This window comes from Blautia sp. HCP3S3_B11 (assembly GCF_052064435.1).
Lineage (GTDB): Bacteria > Bacillota > Clostridia > Lachnospirales > Lachnospiraceae > Blautia_A.
In genome coordinates, this window is the sequence record NZ_JBQHVP010000008.1 from 13,875 (window position 1) to 29,366 (window position 15,492).

The 15,492-nt window shown below is 40.7% G+C and carries 17 protein-coding genes and 1 pseudogene; 6 read left to right on the forward strand and 12 right to left on the reverse strand.

What is annotated here, in order from left to right:
• Positions 1–133: 133 nt before the first annotated feature.
• The 5 genes from ACTNC0_RS07435 to ACTNC0_RS07455 form a co-directional block, all read right to left on the reverse strand.
• Positions 134–1,087 (reverse strand): nucleoside hydrolase, encoded by a 954-nt coding sequence (locus tag ACTNC0_RS07435; RefSeq protein ID WP_441086909.1) that lies wholly within the window; start codon positions 1,085–1,087, stop codon positions 134–136.
• A 207-nt stretch (positions 1,088–1,294) separates the two neighbouring features.
• Positions 1,295–1,843: a TIGR00730 family Rossman fold protein gene (locus ACTNC0_RS07440; RefSeq protein WP_441086910.1), complete on the reverse strand. Its 549-nt coding sequence runs from the start codon at positions 1,841–1,843 to the stop codon at positions 1,295–1,297.
• Between the two features lie 74 nt (positions 1,844–1,917).
• Entirely contained in the window at positions 1,918–1,986 is a 69-nt protein-coding gene (locus ACTNC0_RS07445) for a DUF6783 domain-containing protein (protein ID WP_441087003.1), read from the reverse strand.
• Between the two features lie 18 nt (positions 1,987–2,004).
• A complete protein-coding gene (locus ACTNC0_RS07450; RefSeq protein WP_118247633.1) occupies positions 2,005–3,129 on the reverse strand; it encodes a DUF362 domain-containing protein in 1,125 nt (374 codons plus the stop codon).
• Positions 3,130–3,228: 99 nt separating this feature from the next.
• The gene (locus ACTNC0_RS07455) at positions 3,229–3,450 is read right to left on the reverse strand and encodes a DUF1292 domain-containing protein (RefSeq protein ID WP_117846226.1); all 222 of its coding nucleotides are present in this window, start codon (positions 3,448–3,450) and stop codon (positions 3,229–3,231) included.
• A gap of 101 nt (positions 3,451–3,551) precedes the next feature.
• Here ACTNC0_RS07455 and ACTNC0_RS07460 point away from each other — a divergent pair, with 101 nt between their 5' ends.
• Entirely contained in the window at positions 3,552–3,725 is a 174-nt protein-coding gene (locus tag ACTNC0_RS07460) for a DUF6783 domain-containing protein (protein ID WP_441087004.1), read from the forward strand.
• Positions 3,726–3,834: 109 nt separating this feature from the next.
• Here ACTNC0_RS07460 and ACTNC0_RS07465 read toward each other — a convergent pair whose 3' ends face one another.
• The 6 genes and pseudogenes from ACTNC0_RS07465 to ACTNC0_RS07490 all read right to left on the reverse strand — a co-directional run bounded on the left by ACTNC0_RS07465 (position 3,835) and on the right by ACTNC0_RS07490 (position 9,034).
• Positions 3,835–5,517, reverse strand: coding sequence for a phospho-sugar mutase (locus tag ACTNC0_RS07465; RefSeq protein WP_441086912.1), 1,683 nt, complete (start codon positions 5,515–5,517; stop codon positions 3,835–3,837).
• A 264-nt stretch (positions 5,518–5,781) separates the two neighbouring features.
• Positions 5,782–6,276: pseudogene (locus tag ACTNC0_RS07470) on the reverse strand (lysine--tRNA ligase); the annotation flags it as partial.
• A gap of 174 nt (positions 6,277–6,450) precedes the next feature.
• Entirely contained in the window at positions 6,451–7,689 is a 1,239-nt protein-coding gene (locus tag ACTNC0_RS07475) for a tyrosine-type recombinase/integrase (protein WP_112483068.1), read from the reverse strand.
• Between the two features lie 14 nt (positions 7,690–7,703).
• Positions 7,704–7,898, reverse strand: coding sequence for a CopG family transcriptional regulator (locus ACTNC0_RS07480; RefSeq protein ID WP_066548902.1), 195 nt, complete (start codon positions 7,896–7,898; stop codon positions 7,704–7,706).
• A gap of 95 nt (positions 7,899–7,993) precedes the next feature.
• Positions 7,994–8,173: a DUF6462 family protein gene (locus ACTNC0_RS07485; protein WP_096807433.1), complete on the reverse strand. Its 180-nt coding sequence runs from the start codon at positions 8,171–8,173 to the stop codon at positions 7,994–7,996.
• 531 nt (positions 8,174–8,704) lie between these two features.
• Positions 8,705–9,034, reverse strand: a complete 330-nt coding sequence (locus ACTNC0_RS07490) for a helix-turn-helix transcriptional regulator (protein ID WP_002582156.1) — start codon at positions 9,032–9,034, stop codon at positions 8,705–8,707.
• Positions 9,035–9,683: 649 nt separating this feature from the next.
• Between ACTNC0_RS07490 and ACTNC0_RS07495 the strand changes: the two genes are divergently transcribed.
• The 5 genes from ACTNC0_RS07495 to ACTNC0_RS07515 all read left to right on the forward strand — a co-directional run bounded on the left by ACTNC0_RS07495 (position 9,684) and on the right by ACTNC0_RS07515 (position 14,343).
• Entirely contained in the window at positions 9,684–10,025 is a 342-nt protein-coding gene (locus ACTNC0_RS07495; protein ID WP_112483074.1) for a MobC family plasmid mobilization relaxosome protein, read from the forward strand.
• Positions 9,974–11,377 carry a relaxase/mobilization nuclease domain-containing protein gene (locus ACTNC0_RS07500; protein ID WP_441086913.1) on the forward strand — a complete coding sequence of 468 codons (1,404 nt, stop codon included), beginning with the start codon at positions 9,974–9,976 and terminating at the stop codon, positions 11,375–11,377. The genes ACTNC0_RS07495 and ACTNC0_RS07500 overlap by 52 nt, the downstream gene beginning before the upstream one ends.
• A gap of 221 nt (positions 11,378–11,598) precedes the next feature.
• On the forward strand, positions 11,599–11,946 hold the full coding sequence (locus ACTNC0_RS07505; protein WP_112483078.1) for a helix-turn-helix transcriptional regulator: 348 nt from the start codon (positions 11,599–11,601) through the stop codon (positions 11,944–11,946).
• 209 nt (positions 11,947–12,155) lie between these two features.
• Positions 12,156–12,542, forward strand: coding sequence for a BlaI/MecI/CopY family transcriptional regulator (locus ACTNC0_RS07510; RefSeq protein WP_112483080.1), 387 nt, complete (start codon positions 12,156–12,158; stop codon positions 12,540–12,542).
• Between the two features lies 1 nt (position 12,543).
• Entirely contained in the window at positions 12,544–14,343 is a 1,800-nt protein-coding gene (locus ACTNC0_RS07515; RefSeq protein ID WP_441086914.1) for a BlaR1 family beta-lactam sensor/signal transducer, read from the forward strand.
• Positions 14,344–14,436: 93 nt separating this feature from the next.
• Here the strand turns inward: ACTNC0_RS07515 and ACTNC0_RS07520 are convergent, their stop codons facing one another.
• On the reverse strand, positions 14,437–15,477 hold the full coding sequence (locus tag ACTNC0_RS07520) for a WD40/YVTN/BNR-like repeat-containing protein (RefSeq protein WP_441044372.1): 1,041 nt from the start codon (positions 15,475–15,477) through the stop codon (positions 14,437–14,439).
• Between the last annotated feature and the right edge of the window lie 15 nt (positions 15,478–15,492).

A 15,492-nucleotide genomic window follows, 5' to 3' on the forward strand; every position in this document is an offset into this window, starting at 1 on the left:
TTTCTCTATAATAAATTTCTTTATAAAAACAATTCTGCAATAGCTATTGCTATCCTGTTGTAACGTTCCTCGATGCAGGCTACAATGAAATTCTGCGATTACCGATCACAAAGCAGTGTGAACAGTAATGATTCTATTTTACTTTCTCTCCCAGTTCATAGATTGCCTCTATGAGGTATTCCTGGAATTTGGAAGCGTCTGCATCCATAACTGCAGTGTTCTCTTCCTCTTCTTCATGCATCCACCAGCGGAAATCTGCGATGGTTCTTCCTGCAGATTCACCATCAGAGCAGTCTACGTCCAGTACCACCTTCTGGACTTTGAAGATTTCCGGATGTGTCAGATACATATATGGAACCGCATCATGGATACTTACCTGTCCCCTGAATTTATTTCCGTTTGCCAGGCTGTAGCCCGCCATATCTCCACAAATCTTCGCAATCTGATTATTCTGAGACTGGCTGAGTTTCTGGATCTGGGAACGTGTCAGGGCACATTTCTCCGTAACGTCCAGGCCGCACATTACAATTGGAAGGCCTGATTTAAATACGATTTTTGCAGCTTCCGGATCTACATAAATATTAAACTCTGCGGATGCGGTTACATTTCCACCTGCCACTGCGCCACCCATGAGAATGATCTCCTGGATTTTTGATTTTACTTCCGGATAAATTTTAAGAAGTAAACCGATATTTGTCAACGGTGCTGTACAGATCAGAGTTACTTTCTCTCCTTCCGGGAGTTCGGTGAGAAGTCTCTTAATGTAAAAGACTGCCATCTCTTTTTCCGGTTCTGCATCGGCTCTCGGAATCGTGCAGTCACCAAGTCCGTTTTTTCCATGAAATTCAGATGCTGTGTGATGTTCTCTGATGATTGGTTCTACCATTCCGGCAGCTACCGGCACATTCAATTTATAAAGCGCTGACAGGTCCAGAGCATTTCTTGTTACGATGTCAATGGTCTGGTTCCCGGCTACGGTTGTCACTGCCAGAAGTTCAAATGCTTCCGGGTGAGCTGCTGCGTAAGCAAGTGCGATAGCGTCATCAATTCCAGGATCGCAGTCCATAATAATTTTTCTTTTTTCCATAGTTTTTTGTCCCCTTTTCATTATAATTTGTAAATACCTTTATCCCTTTTGCCAGCACCCGGCATTTGATTTATAGTATAGCAGAGAGAAAATTTACTGTAAACATCTGAATACATCGTGTGAGTTACCCTTCACTTGAGAAATACAAACCCCCCGGAAGTGTTTTTTCGTACTTCCGAGGGGAAATGAAAGATTATCGCGTCGAAATTATTTCTTTGCAAAATATTGCTCTATGTAATCAAGAATTTCTTCCGGCTTGTCCATAAATTTACACATATCCAAAGTCGCCGGTTCCATGAACTTTTCTTTTGCAGTATGTTCCAGAAGCTGTCTCATCAGATCATAGTAGCCATTAATATTATAGAAAACAATCGCGCGATCCAGTCTGTTCAGACTCTTAAGTGTAAGAATCTCAAAAAATTCTTCGTAAGTTCCGATACCTCCCGGAACTACAATTGTCGCCTGTGACTTCTCTTCCAGGAGATGTTTTCTCTCCCGCATCGTCTCCGTCATGATAAATTCCGTACAATGCTGATACAAGATCCCCGGTTCATCAAAGAACCGTGGTGCAATTCCCAGGAGATAACCGCCTTCTGCGTCCACACCTCTGGCCACAGCTCCCATAAGTCCTGTCTCTCCACCTCCGAATACCAGTCCATGTCCACGTCTGGCCATCAGTCTGCCAAGTTCTTCGGTTTTCTCATAATAAATCTGATCCAGCTGTGGGCTGGCTGCGCCATAAATGCAAATATTCATCTTGCGAGTCTCCTTATACTCTATACTCTCATATAGCAATATTCTGTACATACAAATCACAGCTTCATGATTTCTTAACAAAGCGCCCTAGAGCGTGTTTGAAAAATCATTCCCGCAATCTGCACGCTATAGTCTAAGATCATCTCAGAAATGAACTGTTATTATTTTACAACCTTCAATTCATACTGTCTTGTACCCAATCCAATCTTCTCGGCCTGATCCAGTGTTGCCTGCCATTCAATATTCGGGTTGGAATCTTTGAAATGGTCGTGATGGCAGTGCCAGTCAGGCTGTGCAAGGTGTTCACCAAGCTGGCTGTTCTCGATTGGTGTCGCTTTCAGACAGGCATCTGCGCAGGCCTGATCCAGAGCAACCGGGTCAAAACTTGCGAACATTCCGATATCCGGAAGGATCGGTGCATCATTCTCTCCATGGCAGTCACAGTTCGGGCTGATGTCCTGAACCAGTGCTACATGGAAGTGTGGACGGCCATGACAGACAGCCTGTGCATACTCTGCCATCTTACGATCCAGAAGTTCGTTTGCGCTGCTGTTTGGATTGTATACAGCATCAAAACTACATGCTCCGATACAACGGCCGCAGCCTTTACATTTGTCATAATCGATGACTGCTTTTTTGTCTGGATATGTAATCGCGTCACTTCCGCATTCCTTCGCACAACGACGGCAGCCACGGCAAAGTTCTTCGTTTACTGCCGGTTTTCCACTGGCATGCTGTTTCATCTTACCTGCACGGCTTCCGCAGCCCATTCCGATATTCTTCAGCGCACCGCCAAAACCTGTTGCTTCGTGACCTTTGAAATGACTTAAGCTGATAAAGATATCGGCATCCATGATTGCATGGCCGATGAGTGCAGTCTTGCAGTACTCTCCGTTTACTACCGGTACTTCTACTTCGTCTGTACCACGAAGGCCATCACCGATAATAATCTGGCATCCTGTTGTGATGGTATTAAAGCCATTCGTATTTGCGCAGTCAAGATGTTCCAGTGCATTCTTACGGCTTCCCGGATAAAGAGTGTTACAGTCTGTGAGGAATGGAAGTCCACCCTGCTCCTTGCAAAGGTCAGCAACTACTTTTGCATAGTTCGGACGCAGGAACGCCATGTTTCCAAGCTCTCCAAAGTGCATCTTGATTGCTACGAATTTGCCATCCATATCAATGTCTTTGATTCCGGCTGCGATACAAAGTTTTTTCAGCTTATCAAGCTGGCTTGTTCCGACCGGGCATCGAAAATCTGTGAAATAAACTGTTGATTTTTCCATCTGTCGTTTCCTCCTTAATTATCAAATCTGAAAAACCAGGATTATCCTGTTTGTTTATAACCGAATCGCCATTTGATAATTCGGTTAAATTCAGAGAACTTACATACACTCATAGAATTTTGATACTTTTTTATATTCTGCAGGTGCTGTGATTTTCTCTACAATTACGTCTCCATCTTCCGCGTTCTGATAACGGTAAATGTAAACGCCTTCCTGTATCTCATCCTCTTCTATCAGCGATACGGCCATATAGTTCTGTCCTTCCACTTCGAAGGTATCCATGATTGCGAAGTCCCGCTCTGTACCATCGGAAATCGGAATGCTGACTACTTCGTATTCTCGCTCATATTTTCAAAACCTTTCTGGATAAAATCTCATTATCAATCATTGTAGCAAAGCATATCCATTTAGTCAAAATAAATATCAAAACATGCTACGTCTGTTTATGCTACGTCAACCGAATGAATGCAAAAGATACAACAAAACAGGGCGTGCAGATTGCACGAATAAATTTTCAAATGTACTCTGGAATGCACACACTACAATTTCGTGAATTCCCAAAATCTCCGGCATATAAAAAGGCCATGCTTTCATAAACACAGCCTTTTTGATTTTATTCATTTAGTTTTATTCATTTGTTTTTATCAAACCTGACAGGTTCTTCCGATTCATATCAACGCATTGATTCCAGGTAAAATCCTGTACTTATGCCATGATAGGTTTCAGTGCTTCAGCCAGTTTCTCTTTCTCAGCTTCTGCTTCTTCCAGATTCTTGCCAAGAGTTGTGTAATAGATTTTGATCTTAGGTTCTGTTCCGGATGGACGAACTACTACTGTCTCGCCATTGTCCAGTTTGTAGATGAGTACGTCTGCTGCCGGAAGTCCTGTTTCTTCTGGTTTCTGATAGTCTGTTACTTTGACAATCTGATGACCGGCGATCTCCGTGAGAGGTTTGTCGCGAAGTCCCTGCATCAGAGCTGCCATCTTGTCCATTCCGCTTAATCCCGGGAACTCGAAGCTGTCTACCTTGTTCAGATAACGTCCGTACTGTGCATAGATTTCTTCCATTCTCTGTTTCAGAGAACTTCCAATGCTTCTGTAGTATGCAGCCATTTCACAGATCAGCATAGATCCAATGACAGCATCTTTATCACGTACGTATGGTCCTGCGAGGTATCCATAGCTCTCTTCAAATCCGAAGATAAATCTGTCTACTTCACCTGCTGCCTCAAGCTGTGCGATCTGGTCTCCGATCCACTTGAATCCTGTAAGTACACTTCTGAGTTCTACACCATAATGCTCTGCTACTGCGTCTGCAAGCGGTGTGGAAACGATGGATTTCACTGCTACCGGGTTCTTTGGCATTGTGCCTTTTTCAATGCGGCCTGCACAGATATAATCAAGAAGGAGTACACCTACCTCATTACCTGTTACCAGTTCATAAGAACCATCCGGGCATTTCATTGCGATACCGACACGGTCTGCATCCGGGTCAGTTGCAAGCATTAAGTCTGCACCTGTTTCTTTTGCAAGATTTAATCCCAGTTCCAGAGCTGCAAAGATCTCCGGGTTCGGATAGCTGCAGGTTGTGAAGTATCCGTTCGGATATTCCTGTTCCGGAACGATAGTAATGTCTGTGATTCCGATATCTTTTAATACCTGAGTTACAGGTACAAGGCCGGAACCGTTTAATGGACTGTAAACCAGTTTCAGGCCTGCTGTTTTGCAAAGACCCGGACGAACCTGGCGGGATTCGATTGCTTCATAGAGAGCCTGTTTGCAGTCATCTCCTACGAAACGAATCAGACCTTCTTCTACACCTTCTGCGAAAGACATATATTTCGCACCGGTAAGTACGTCTGTTTTCTGAATTTCATCATATACGATTGCTGCTGCATCATCTGTCATCTGGCATCCGTCCGGACCGTATGCTTTATATCCATTGTACTTAGCCGGGTTGTGAGATGCTGTTACCATAATACCTGCGTTGCATTCATAGTAACGTGTTGCAAAAGAAAGTGCCGGTACAGGCATCAGTGCATCGTAAATTCTTACTTTGATTCCGTTTGCAGCCAGTACACCTGCTGCGTTCTTTGCAAATACATCGCTCTTAAGACGGCTGTCATAGCTGATCGCTACTGTCTGATTTCCGCCCTGTGTCTTTACCCAGTTGGCAAGTCCCTGTGTTGCCTGACGTACTACGTAAATATTCATACGGTTTGTTCCAACACCCAGAACCCCACGAAGTCCGGCTGTTCCAAACTTCAGAGCCACTGCGAAACGATCTTTGATTTCTTCATCGTTTCCTTCAATTCTGGATAATTCCGGGTTAAGATCTGCATCTTCCAGATCTGCTGCTAACCAACGTTTGTATTCTTCCTGATACATTTTGACCACTCCTGCCATATTTTTTTATATTTTTTTGTATATATTTGCTCAATATAGCTTTACTATACCATAATTTAAGTAAATCAGCAACAAAACAGGAAAATTTCACAAAAGTTTTATCTGAACCTGCCGTTATTTTCATTTCTTCTTTCCCTTTTCAATCTATACAGCTCCAGGCCGTTTCATGTAGCTCCATGTCAATCCGTGGAACCACTTTTCCTGATTGGACGTCTATGACTACCAAACCGAACTCTTTTTTCTGGATTAGTACAGCTTAGCACCTGCCGGAATATGGTTATCAACCATCAGAAGATGCAGTTCTTCATCCTCTGAATCCTTCAGGTTATTCACTGCTGAAAGCAGCATACCGCAAGACTCGATTCCCATCATCTTTCTTGGCGGAAGGTTGGTGATTGCGATCAGTGTCTTACCAACTAATTCTTCCGGCTCATAGTAAGAGTGGATTCCGCTTAAGATCGTGCGGTCTGTACCTGTTCCGTCATCCAGTGTGAACTGAAGGAGCTTCTTGCTCTTCGGAACTGCTACACACTCTTTAACCTTTACGGCACGGAAATCAGATTTGCTGAATGTATCGAAATCAACCTCTTCTTCAAATAAAGGCTCAACCTTTACGTTGGAGAAGTCAATCTTCGCGTTGTCTTTGAAGAATCCGTTGTTGTCGTTTGCAGTTGCTTCTTCTACTGCTCCGGATTTTCCTGCTTTTTTGTCAGAGTCAAGACTCTTCATTGTCGGGAATACCCAAGAAGAAGAGGTATTGTTCCCTATTATGAAGTATTACCACGTATTTGCTAACTCTCTGCAACGTATTATCATATATTATTCAGTACCATGCAAGCAAAATTCGTAGTAACTAAGTAGTAAATCAATGATTTTGTAGTTGTAATTCACACATTCAATTTTAAGGACTCTTCCCTAAAATATATCAAGATTGTGTGATAAGTTTTCTATTGCTTCTTTTTTCTTTGCGTCTGTGACCTCCGCATAAATATCCATCGTTGTTTCGATGTTAGCGTGTCCCATGACAGCCTGAATGACTTTTATGTTTGTTTCCTTTTCGCAGAACCTCGTACAAAAGGTATGCCGTAAATGGTGGCAGGAAAAATGTGGGATAATAACAGGCTGCCGTCTCTCCTTTTTGGCATTGACTACTTCCTCAGCATTATAGTTCTCCAAGATCCTCTTAATCGTCCGATTAACAGTCTGTGGATTATGAATATTACCGAAGCGGTTACAAAAAATGAAGCCTGTCATACCATCAATCACGGTACTGTTGAAACCATTTTCTTTCTGCACCTCATATTCCTCTTTGAATGCATTGTAAACCGCATCCATCATCGGAACAGTCCGGATACCCGCTTCTGTCTTTGGAAGTGACACCGCAAATTCTGACTTGCGTGTTTTACTGCCCTCTCTGGCATAATAGGTCACGCTATGATTGATATTGATAAGACGGTTTTCAAAGTCCAAATCTTCCCACCTTAAACCAATCACTTCTCCAATTCTGCATCCGGTTCCCAATAAAACTGTGAATAATGGATGCCAATGATAAAAGATTGGATTGTTTGCGGTATAATTCATAAAAGCCCTCTGCTGCTCTACCGTCAAAGCGTGTCTAATGCCTTTGTTCTTCCCTGCTTTTCTTTTGATTTCTGCCATGACACCATCAGAAGGATTTGTGCGGATTATTCCGTCACGCACTGCCAACTGAAATGTAGGGTGAAGCACCGTATGAATCGTATCGACTGTATTTGCCTGCAAGTCTTTCTCATTCAACAGATAGTAATAAAAATACATTACATCGGAATACTTTATCTCTCCGATTTTTCTCTGTCCAAATCCGTCCCTTACAAAATGGTCATACATATAATTGTAATTGGAACGTGTTGTCTTGCGTAAGTCATACTTCGTTGACATATACCTGTCAAATACAAAATTCAAAGTCGCACTACCAGCTACATAAACATCTAATCCATCAAGCTGATTTTTTATCAAATCTGCTTCTTTTTGTCTTAGTGTCTGCAAATCTTTGGCATATACAAATCTGCGTTTCTTGAACGGATCAGTGTAAGTATATACATATGTATTATCCGTTCTCTGGGATTCCCCCTTCCGTAATGCTCTGCCTTTGTTGTCTTTTCTTGCTTTTGCCATCTCTACTCCTTTCTTCAAGGAAAGAGATTTTGCACCTCTGCATCCGGTGTCCTAAGTAATAAATCAACACCTGTATGCAATAATTGAGTTATGGTCATTCCGTGACTGTCCGCATATTCCTTTAGCTTTTGCAGCTCGCTATCTGTTACCCTTACACTTAATGTATTCAGCTTTGGGGCATCAGATTTTGGTCTACCCATTTTAGCCATCCGTATGCACCTCCAATCACTTCTATATACCATTATACTTTTCGTATACGAAAAGTCAAGTGTTTTCTACTGCAAAATCTCTTGAATAAAAATCATCACACATACAATCTGAAGGTTTCCAAATATTCCTCAAAAATATCGCAGTTTACAAGCACCAGCTTGTCTACCTTATAGATTGCCTTTGCATCCTTTGCCATCTGCTCAAACTTGCTTTGGCACATACTATACATTTCTGCTCCCTCTTTGTAGCGAACAAACCTCTTTCCATTTTTCATTCGCTCCACAACTATCACCTCTTTCCTAATAAAATAGGCAGCACTTTATCTGCCCATGACAAACAGGAACCCATGCTCCTATCTCTCATCAACAGATAACAAAAAATCCATACAGGTGGCAGTTCATTACTCTGCCCACATCGGTATCGCACCGTCATCCAAATTGACCGGATTTCTCCGGAAGTATCATTATCAAAAATATGTATCTTTGCCCCGTGCAACTGCTACACATTTTGCCAGACATCCCTCGCTACTTACCTTAACTTCAATACCAGATTTCAGTATTCCTTCGTATGAACCTTCTCTATAAAAGAAAGCAGGTATCTCTTGGCGTGTCCGCATAGTGGCTCCACATATTCCACACGTCCTGTACGCATTTGTATATGAAATTGTCAAGGTACATTCACAGGCTTCTGCCTGCATTTGGGATAAAATCAACTCTGGACTTATCAGTCCAAAAAGCACATAAGCACACTTCCGTCTGCTATGAACGGTGTTGTAAAAATTATGTGCTTTAGCGGAATGACAAGATTAGAGTTCCAGCTTATCCGGTCCATACTTGCAGATAACCTGAAATAAAACTTTCTTATGTATCCCCTCTGCCAGTTCATACATTTCCTGTAAAACTTTCAGTTCAAGAGGAGTCAGCGTATTCATGTATGGCTTATAATTCTCTCCCACAAAAATTCCACCATCGCCTCCCTGTTTCGTATAGATTGGAAAACCAAGAGATAAAGCCTGAATATCATTTTGTATTGTGCGAACCGTAACACTAAATTCGTCTGCCAGTTCTTTCGCCGTAATGCGACGTCTGACAAGCAGAATATTTATTATTTCAGCTCTGCGATCTGCCGTATTCATGCTTTACCTCCTTTCTGTAAATTCTCCAATCTCATTGTAAAAAACGAACCGGAAAAAACCTTTCATATTAAAACAGGCTTTTTTCCACAACCGTTTTTGATACAATCAACTCAACTTATCCCAAAATAAATACTCTTTTCTCTCCTGCTTTCTCTTATTGACTTTGCAGCTTCTGGTTGCTAAAATCTTTTATGGATAAAATCACAAATTCATAAAAAGACACACAAACTGCTATGGAACTTCACAGGCATCTGATGCCTGCTGTGAACCGTGGCAGTTTTTTTATTACCTATGCCGTTCTCCGAAGCCGGACAGCCGGACGCTGTCCATAAATGGGCGGTATCGCCCGTATGAGTTTTGGACAGGCTGCCTATGCAGCCTAAAACTCGCAAATTCCCTGCGGGCAATTTGCCAAAGATAGCAAGCACTGCCTGTGTTCCCTCACAGGCACCATTTCCCCAAATTTCTTCCAAGTAGAAACTTGAGAAAATTGGCTTGCATGGGGCATATCCCCCTGACCCCCTTTGCACTCAAAAACTCAGTAATAACTCCACGGGAATTTCTGAATTTTTACGTTCAAAAAGCACACTGCCGGATACGGCATATTACAAAATCTTCTTCATAAATAAGGAAGGGAAAGGACAAAGCAATGGCAAAAAGAGAAAGACAAAATGAATTGAAAATATATCTTAGCGATGATGAACAGTACATCCTAGAACAGAAGTGGAAAGCCTCCAATATGAAAAGCAAATCCGTCTTTATCCGACATCTGATTTTGTACGGATATGTCTATGATGTAAACTATGAACACCTACGTGAATACAACACAATCCTCTCTCGCATCGGGAACAATTTAAACCAGATTGCCAAGCGTATGAACGCCACGGGCAACGTCTATGAAGCCGATGTAAAAGAAGTAAAGGAGCTGATGAAACAGGTATGGCAATCACAAAAATCCATGCTATCCAAGCAACCGTCAATAAAGCAGTAGATTACATCTGCAACCCTGCAAAGACAGATGAAAGCATTCTCATTTCTTCCTTTGGATGCAGTCCGGAAACTGCTGCTTTTGATTTCAAGTTTGCCCTGTCAAAAACCAATCAGGCAGACCCAAACAAAGCCTTTCATCTAATACAGTCATTTATGCCCGGAGAAGTATCTTATAAGGAAGCTCATCAAATCGGCATAGAGCTTGCCGACAAACTACTGGAAGGAAAATACTCTTACATTGTGGCTACCCACATTGACAAAGGACACGTTCATAACCACATCATTTTCTGTGCTGCAGATAACATCAATCATGAGAAATACCATGACTGTAAAAAGACCTACTATCACATCCGGCATCTGAATGATGAGCTGTGTTCCGAGCATCAGTTATCCGTCCTGCCACCATCTGACCAGCGTGGAAAAACATACAAGGAATGGCTCTCTAATAAAAACAATTCCTCATGGAAAACCAGGCTCAAAAATGACATTGACGAAGCCATCCAAACTGCTGATACTTATGAGGACTTTCTTGACCTTATCCGTGCCAAAGGATACGAGATAAAAGGCGAAACCTTTGATGAAAAATCTTTAAAATATATCTCATTCCGACCACTTGACTGTGAGCATTTTATCCGTGGCAGAGCCAACTCTTTAGGTTCGGAATACACCAAAGAACGAATTAAGGAACGGATCGAAGAAAAGGCATTGATACAGCCTAAAAAGCGTATTCCATTTCCTACAAGAAAGAAGCAACTTGTCAAAGATTATTCTTCCAAAAAGCTCATTGACACCTCGGAAGAAAAGTTTGAACAAAGTCCCGGTCTGAAGCACTGGGCGTACATCCAAAACCTTAAAATTGCTGCCAGCAGTTACAGTGAAACAGGCTCCATTGCCGAGTTGGAAAAACAGCTTGCAGCTAAGTCGGTTCTTGCCAAAACTGCACGAAACAGTCTTGTTGAAACCGAGCATCAGTTAAAGGATTTAGGACAGATTTTGAAATATGCTGAGCAATATCAGACCAATCATATCTATCATGTCCGATATCAAAAATCCAAAAATCCGGATGCTTACCTGCGAAGTCACGAAACAGAACTTATACTCCATGACGGTGCAGAAAATATGTTAAAACGCCTTGGAATGAACCCTAAAACTCTAGATATTGAAAAGCTCCGTAACGAATACAATTCTTTGTATTCCAAGAAAGAGACCTTACAGAAAACCTATAAATCTGCTGAGAAAGAAATCAATGCTCTCAACAGAAAATTAGATAATCTGAATCAATATCTTAACCGCAGTTCGTCAGTTCAGCGGACTAATGACAGAAAACCGGAAAAGAACCAAACTACTCTCTGATTTTGCCCATCAAAAAAGGTGTATCGAATTGAAGTTTTTAACTTCATTACGATACACCTTGATGTGTGTAGTAAGTTCTTGCTACTTTTTCTACTGATATTCTTTTTTCTCGTATTTTCCACTTATGTTTTATCATGTACTGTACTCCATATTCACTCTGTATTCCAATGCAATTCACTCATGCCGATGTGTAATGTAAACTACAATCGAGGTGAATTACAATGCAGGATATAAAACAAAATCTTGCCAACGCAGTACGTGAATACCGCACAGAACTCGGTCTTTCACAGGAAAAGCTGGCAGAAATTCTTAATCTGGATCAACGTACCATACTGAACATAGAAGCCGGACGTGGTAACCCAAAATTTGAGAAGCTGTATCCATTGATTACATATTTGAAGATACCAGCTGACAAGATTTTCTACCCGGATTGCAACGACCAGAAGCCAAATCTACAGAAGCTCCTTACCTTATTAAATGATTGCACGGAACAGGAAGCTAATGATTTATTACCTATGGTTCGCTATTTGCTTGAATTACTGCGAAAACAAGATAATCCTACTTATTGATAAACCCAATAGTAGCTGTGCGAAACTATTGGGTTTCTTATTTCCAATTTTTTGTACTTATTATCTCCTTTCAATAATCTTACTTATGTAATATTTTAATTATTACATAAGTAAGATTTAAAATCAACCTATTTATTTGAATTGACAGTATGAATACTAACATTTATAATAATTTTATTACATTCGTAAGATTTAAGGAGGGATATTAGATGGGCGATTTACCACAGATTTCCGAAGCAGAATTTGAAGTCATGAAAATCGTATGGAAACATGCTCCAATCAGTACCAACGAAATCACAGACAGACTACTACAGACCACAAATTGGAGTCCTAAAACGATACAGACACTCATTAAGCGTCTTGTTACCAAAGGTGTACTCACTTATGAAAAACAGAGTCGTGTTTTCGTTTACACCCCAGTAGTAAAAGAAAGTGAATACATTAGTCAGGAAAGTAATTCCTTCCTGAATCGCTATTATGATGGGGATATCACTGCTATGTTGTCTGCCTACATTGAAAATGACAAATTATCCGAAACAGAGATAGAAACGCTTCGCTCTCTTCTTTCCAAGAGAGGGAAAAAAGGAGGCGATTAACATGGCTAATTTCATGATACGCTTTTTATTATGCAATGTATTTATCAGCGGTATCGTTGGAATTCTTTTGATAGCCAAATGGGTATTTAGAAACAACCTGTCCAGCCGGATGCAGTATAATCTGTGGTTCCTGCTTCTTGGGTTGCTGGCAGTTCCCTTTATACCGTTCCGTCTCATCGGATTTCCACAAATCTTCTCGTGGCTTGGTAGCTTAAGAAGCTCTCCTGCTTCTAGTGCCGCAACTGCTATGGGAGAAGCTGTCGGAATTCATCCAATCGGAAATACAGACTGGATGAATGATTTCGCACTTTCTGTAAATAGCGAGACACCATCCATTGCCGGATACATATTATTGGGGATATGGATTGTAGGCATTTTTGCAATGATCATATTAGTAATCAAATCCTCACTCCGCCTACGCAATTTGGAGAAATCTGCACTTCCCCTTCAGAACCCAGAAGTACGCAGACTATATTATCGATGTTTGGAGGAAATGGGAATTCACAGAAATATCCCTATCTACAGTACTGCATTTTTGAAATCTCCGATTATTGTGGGACTTTTGAAACCATGTATTTATCTGCCGATTCATCTGATCTCTGATTACAACGAATCCGATATGCGGTACATACTGTTACACGAACTGCAGCACTATAAGCACAAAGATGCTATTGCCAATTATCTTATGAACTTTGCCGGAGTGCTTTATTGGTTTAACCCCTTTGTCTGGTTTGCACTAAGAGAAATGCGTAATGACAGAGAAGTTGCCTGTGACACTTCTGTTCTAAAAATGCTTGAAGAGGACGATTATGAGGATTACGGAAATACGCTGATCAACTTTATAGAAAAGGTCTCCTTTTCTCCTTTTCCATTTGCCGCCAACCTTAGCGGAAACATGAAACAAATAAAGCGTCGCATTATCAACATCGCTTCTTATGAGAAACCAACGTTTTACAAGAAGTTAAAAGGCATGACTGCTTTTATACTGACCACAGTTCTAATAATGGGACTTACACCTTTTATTTCTACATATGCAGCGGACGAAAGTCACTACCAATGGAAATCTTCCTCAGAAAATATTTCATATGTAGATTTTTCTAAATACTTTGGAAAATACGAAGGAAGCTTTGTTTTATACGATCTGGGAAATGATGCCTGGAGCATACATGATATAGAACATGCTACGCTACGAGTTGCGCCGGATTCCACTTACAAGATATATGATGCTTTATTTGGATTGGAAGAAGGTGTCATTACACCAGAAGATTCCTTTATTGCATGGAATGGAGAAAGCTATCCGTTTGAAGCATGGAACGCTGATCAGACCTTACAGTCTGCGATGACATCCTCTGTTAACTGGTATTTCCAATCAATAGACGAACAACTTGCATCCACTAACATTTACAACTATATTCAGCAAATCGGATATGGAAATGAAAATGTGAGTGGCGATCTCTCCACTTATTGGCTGGAATCCTCCTTAAAGATTTCCCCAGTGGAGCAAGTTGAACTTTTGATGAAACTGCAAAACAATAGCTTAGGTTTTTCTTCTGAAAATATCAATGCTGTAAAAGACTCCATCTGCCTTTCCTCTTCCAATACTGGAAAATTCTACGGAAAAACAGGAACCGGACGTGTAGGTGGACAAGATGTGAATGGCTGGTTTATCGGCTATATCGAAATCGTAAATAATACATACTTTTTTGCTACTAATATTGGAGCCGATAACAACGCTACCGGAAGTAATGCTGCTGAAATAACCATGTCTATATTATCTGACATGAATATCTGGACACAATAAAGTATCTCCTGTACAGCTAACTTTCTATTATCATGGAAAAAATTGGGTAAAGGCCAATACCACTGAACCTTTACCCAATTTATAATAATACTACTAATTTTGAGTTACCCCTCTATATTTCCATGTGTCTCCACCATCTTCTGATTCAAATACAATTCCATCGTTCTCCACTTTATCTGTTGTAACCATTATTATCAATGTTGTAGCACCTATTTGAGGCATATTTAAATAATCATAATCCTCTACTGTAAATCCATATTCTTTTGCAGATTCTGGTAATTCAGTAACCGTACTCATTGGCAATTTTATCTCACCAAATGATCTTCCTCCATCTTTTGTAATATATAGTGTAGAATCAGACTGAGATGCACCTGCAAGTCCTGCAATTCCAAAATTATCATCCAAAAACATCACCCCTTCAGCAACGCCTGCTTGATTATCAAAAGGATCTTCGTTAATTCGCTCCCAAGTATCACCGCCATCAGCAGTCCGTTCCATAACGTAAAATCTACTTCCAGCAGCCGCATCTACTACCACTAAACGCCATCCATTCTGTTCATCCAAAAAGAAATACATGGTTCCATTACTTTCATCCATTGTCCAGCTTTCTGCTTTTTTCGCTTTATCTACCTGCTCTGTAATATTTTTTTGATTTGATTCTCCCAGATCAATGCTATCAGGCTTCGTGGTATATTCAACAGATGTATCATTTTCTTGCTCTGCAACTTCTGTATTAGGCAACTGTTTCATATCTACCGTACCATCAAAATATAAAATGACTTGCTCATCAAATTGTTCTTCGCCTGACAGGATTACTTCTACATAGTCCTCATACCATGTAACTTTCCAACAACTACTGGTGATGCTTCCACCGTCATTGTCCAATTCAAAATCTGTTTGAGATATCTTATCTTTGCTTTCCATAAGGACTAATCGTCCACTTGCTGAACCAAAAGGCCAGTCTGGTTCTCCGACTGCCTGAAGTGTCAATTCGTATTTTCTATCTGGCGAATTCGAGGTATCAATAGTTATCTTCTTATAATTTGTAATATAAGAAAAGGATATCCCCAAAATTAAAATCATCGCACAAACTAAACCTATAAAACAAATAATAACTTTGAAATATTTCTTCATAATCAGTATCATCTC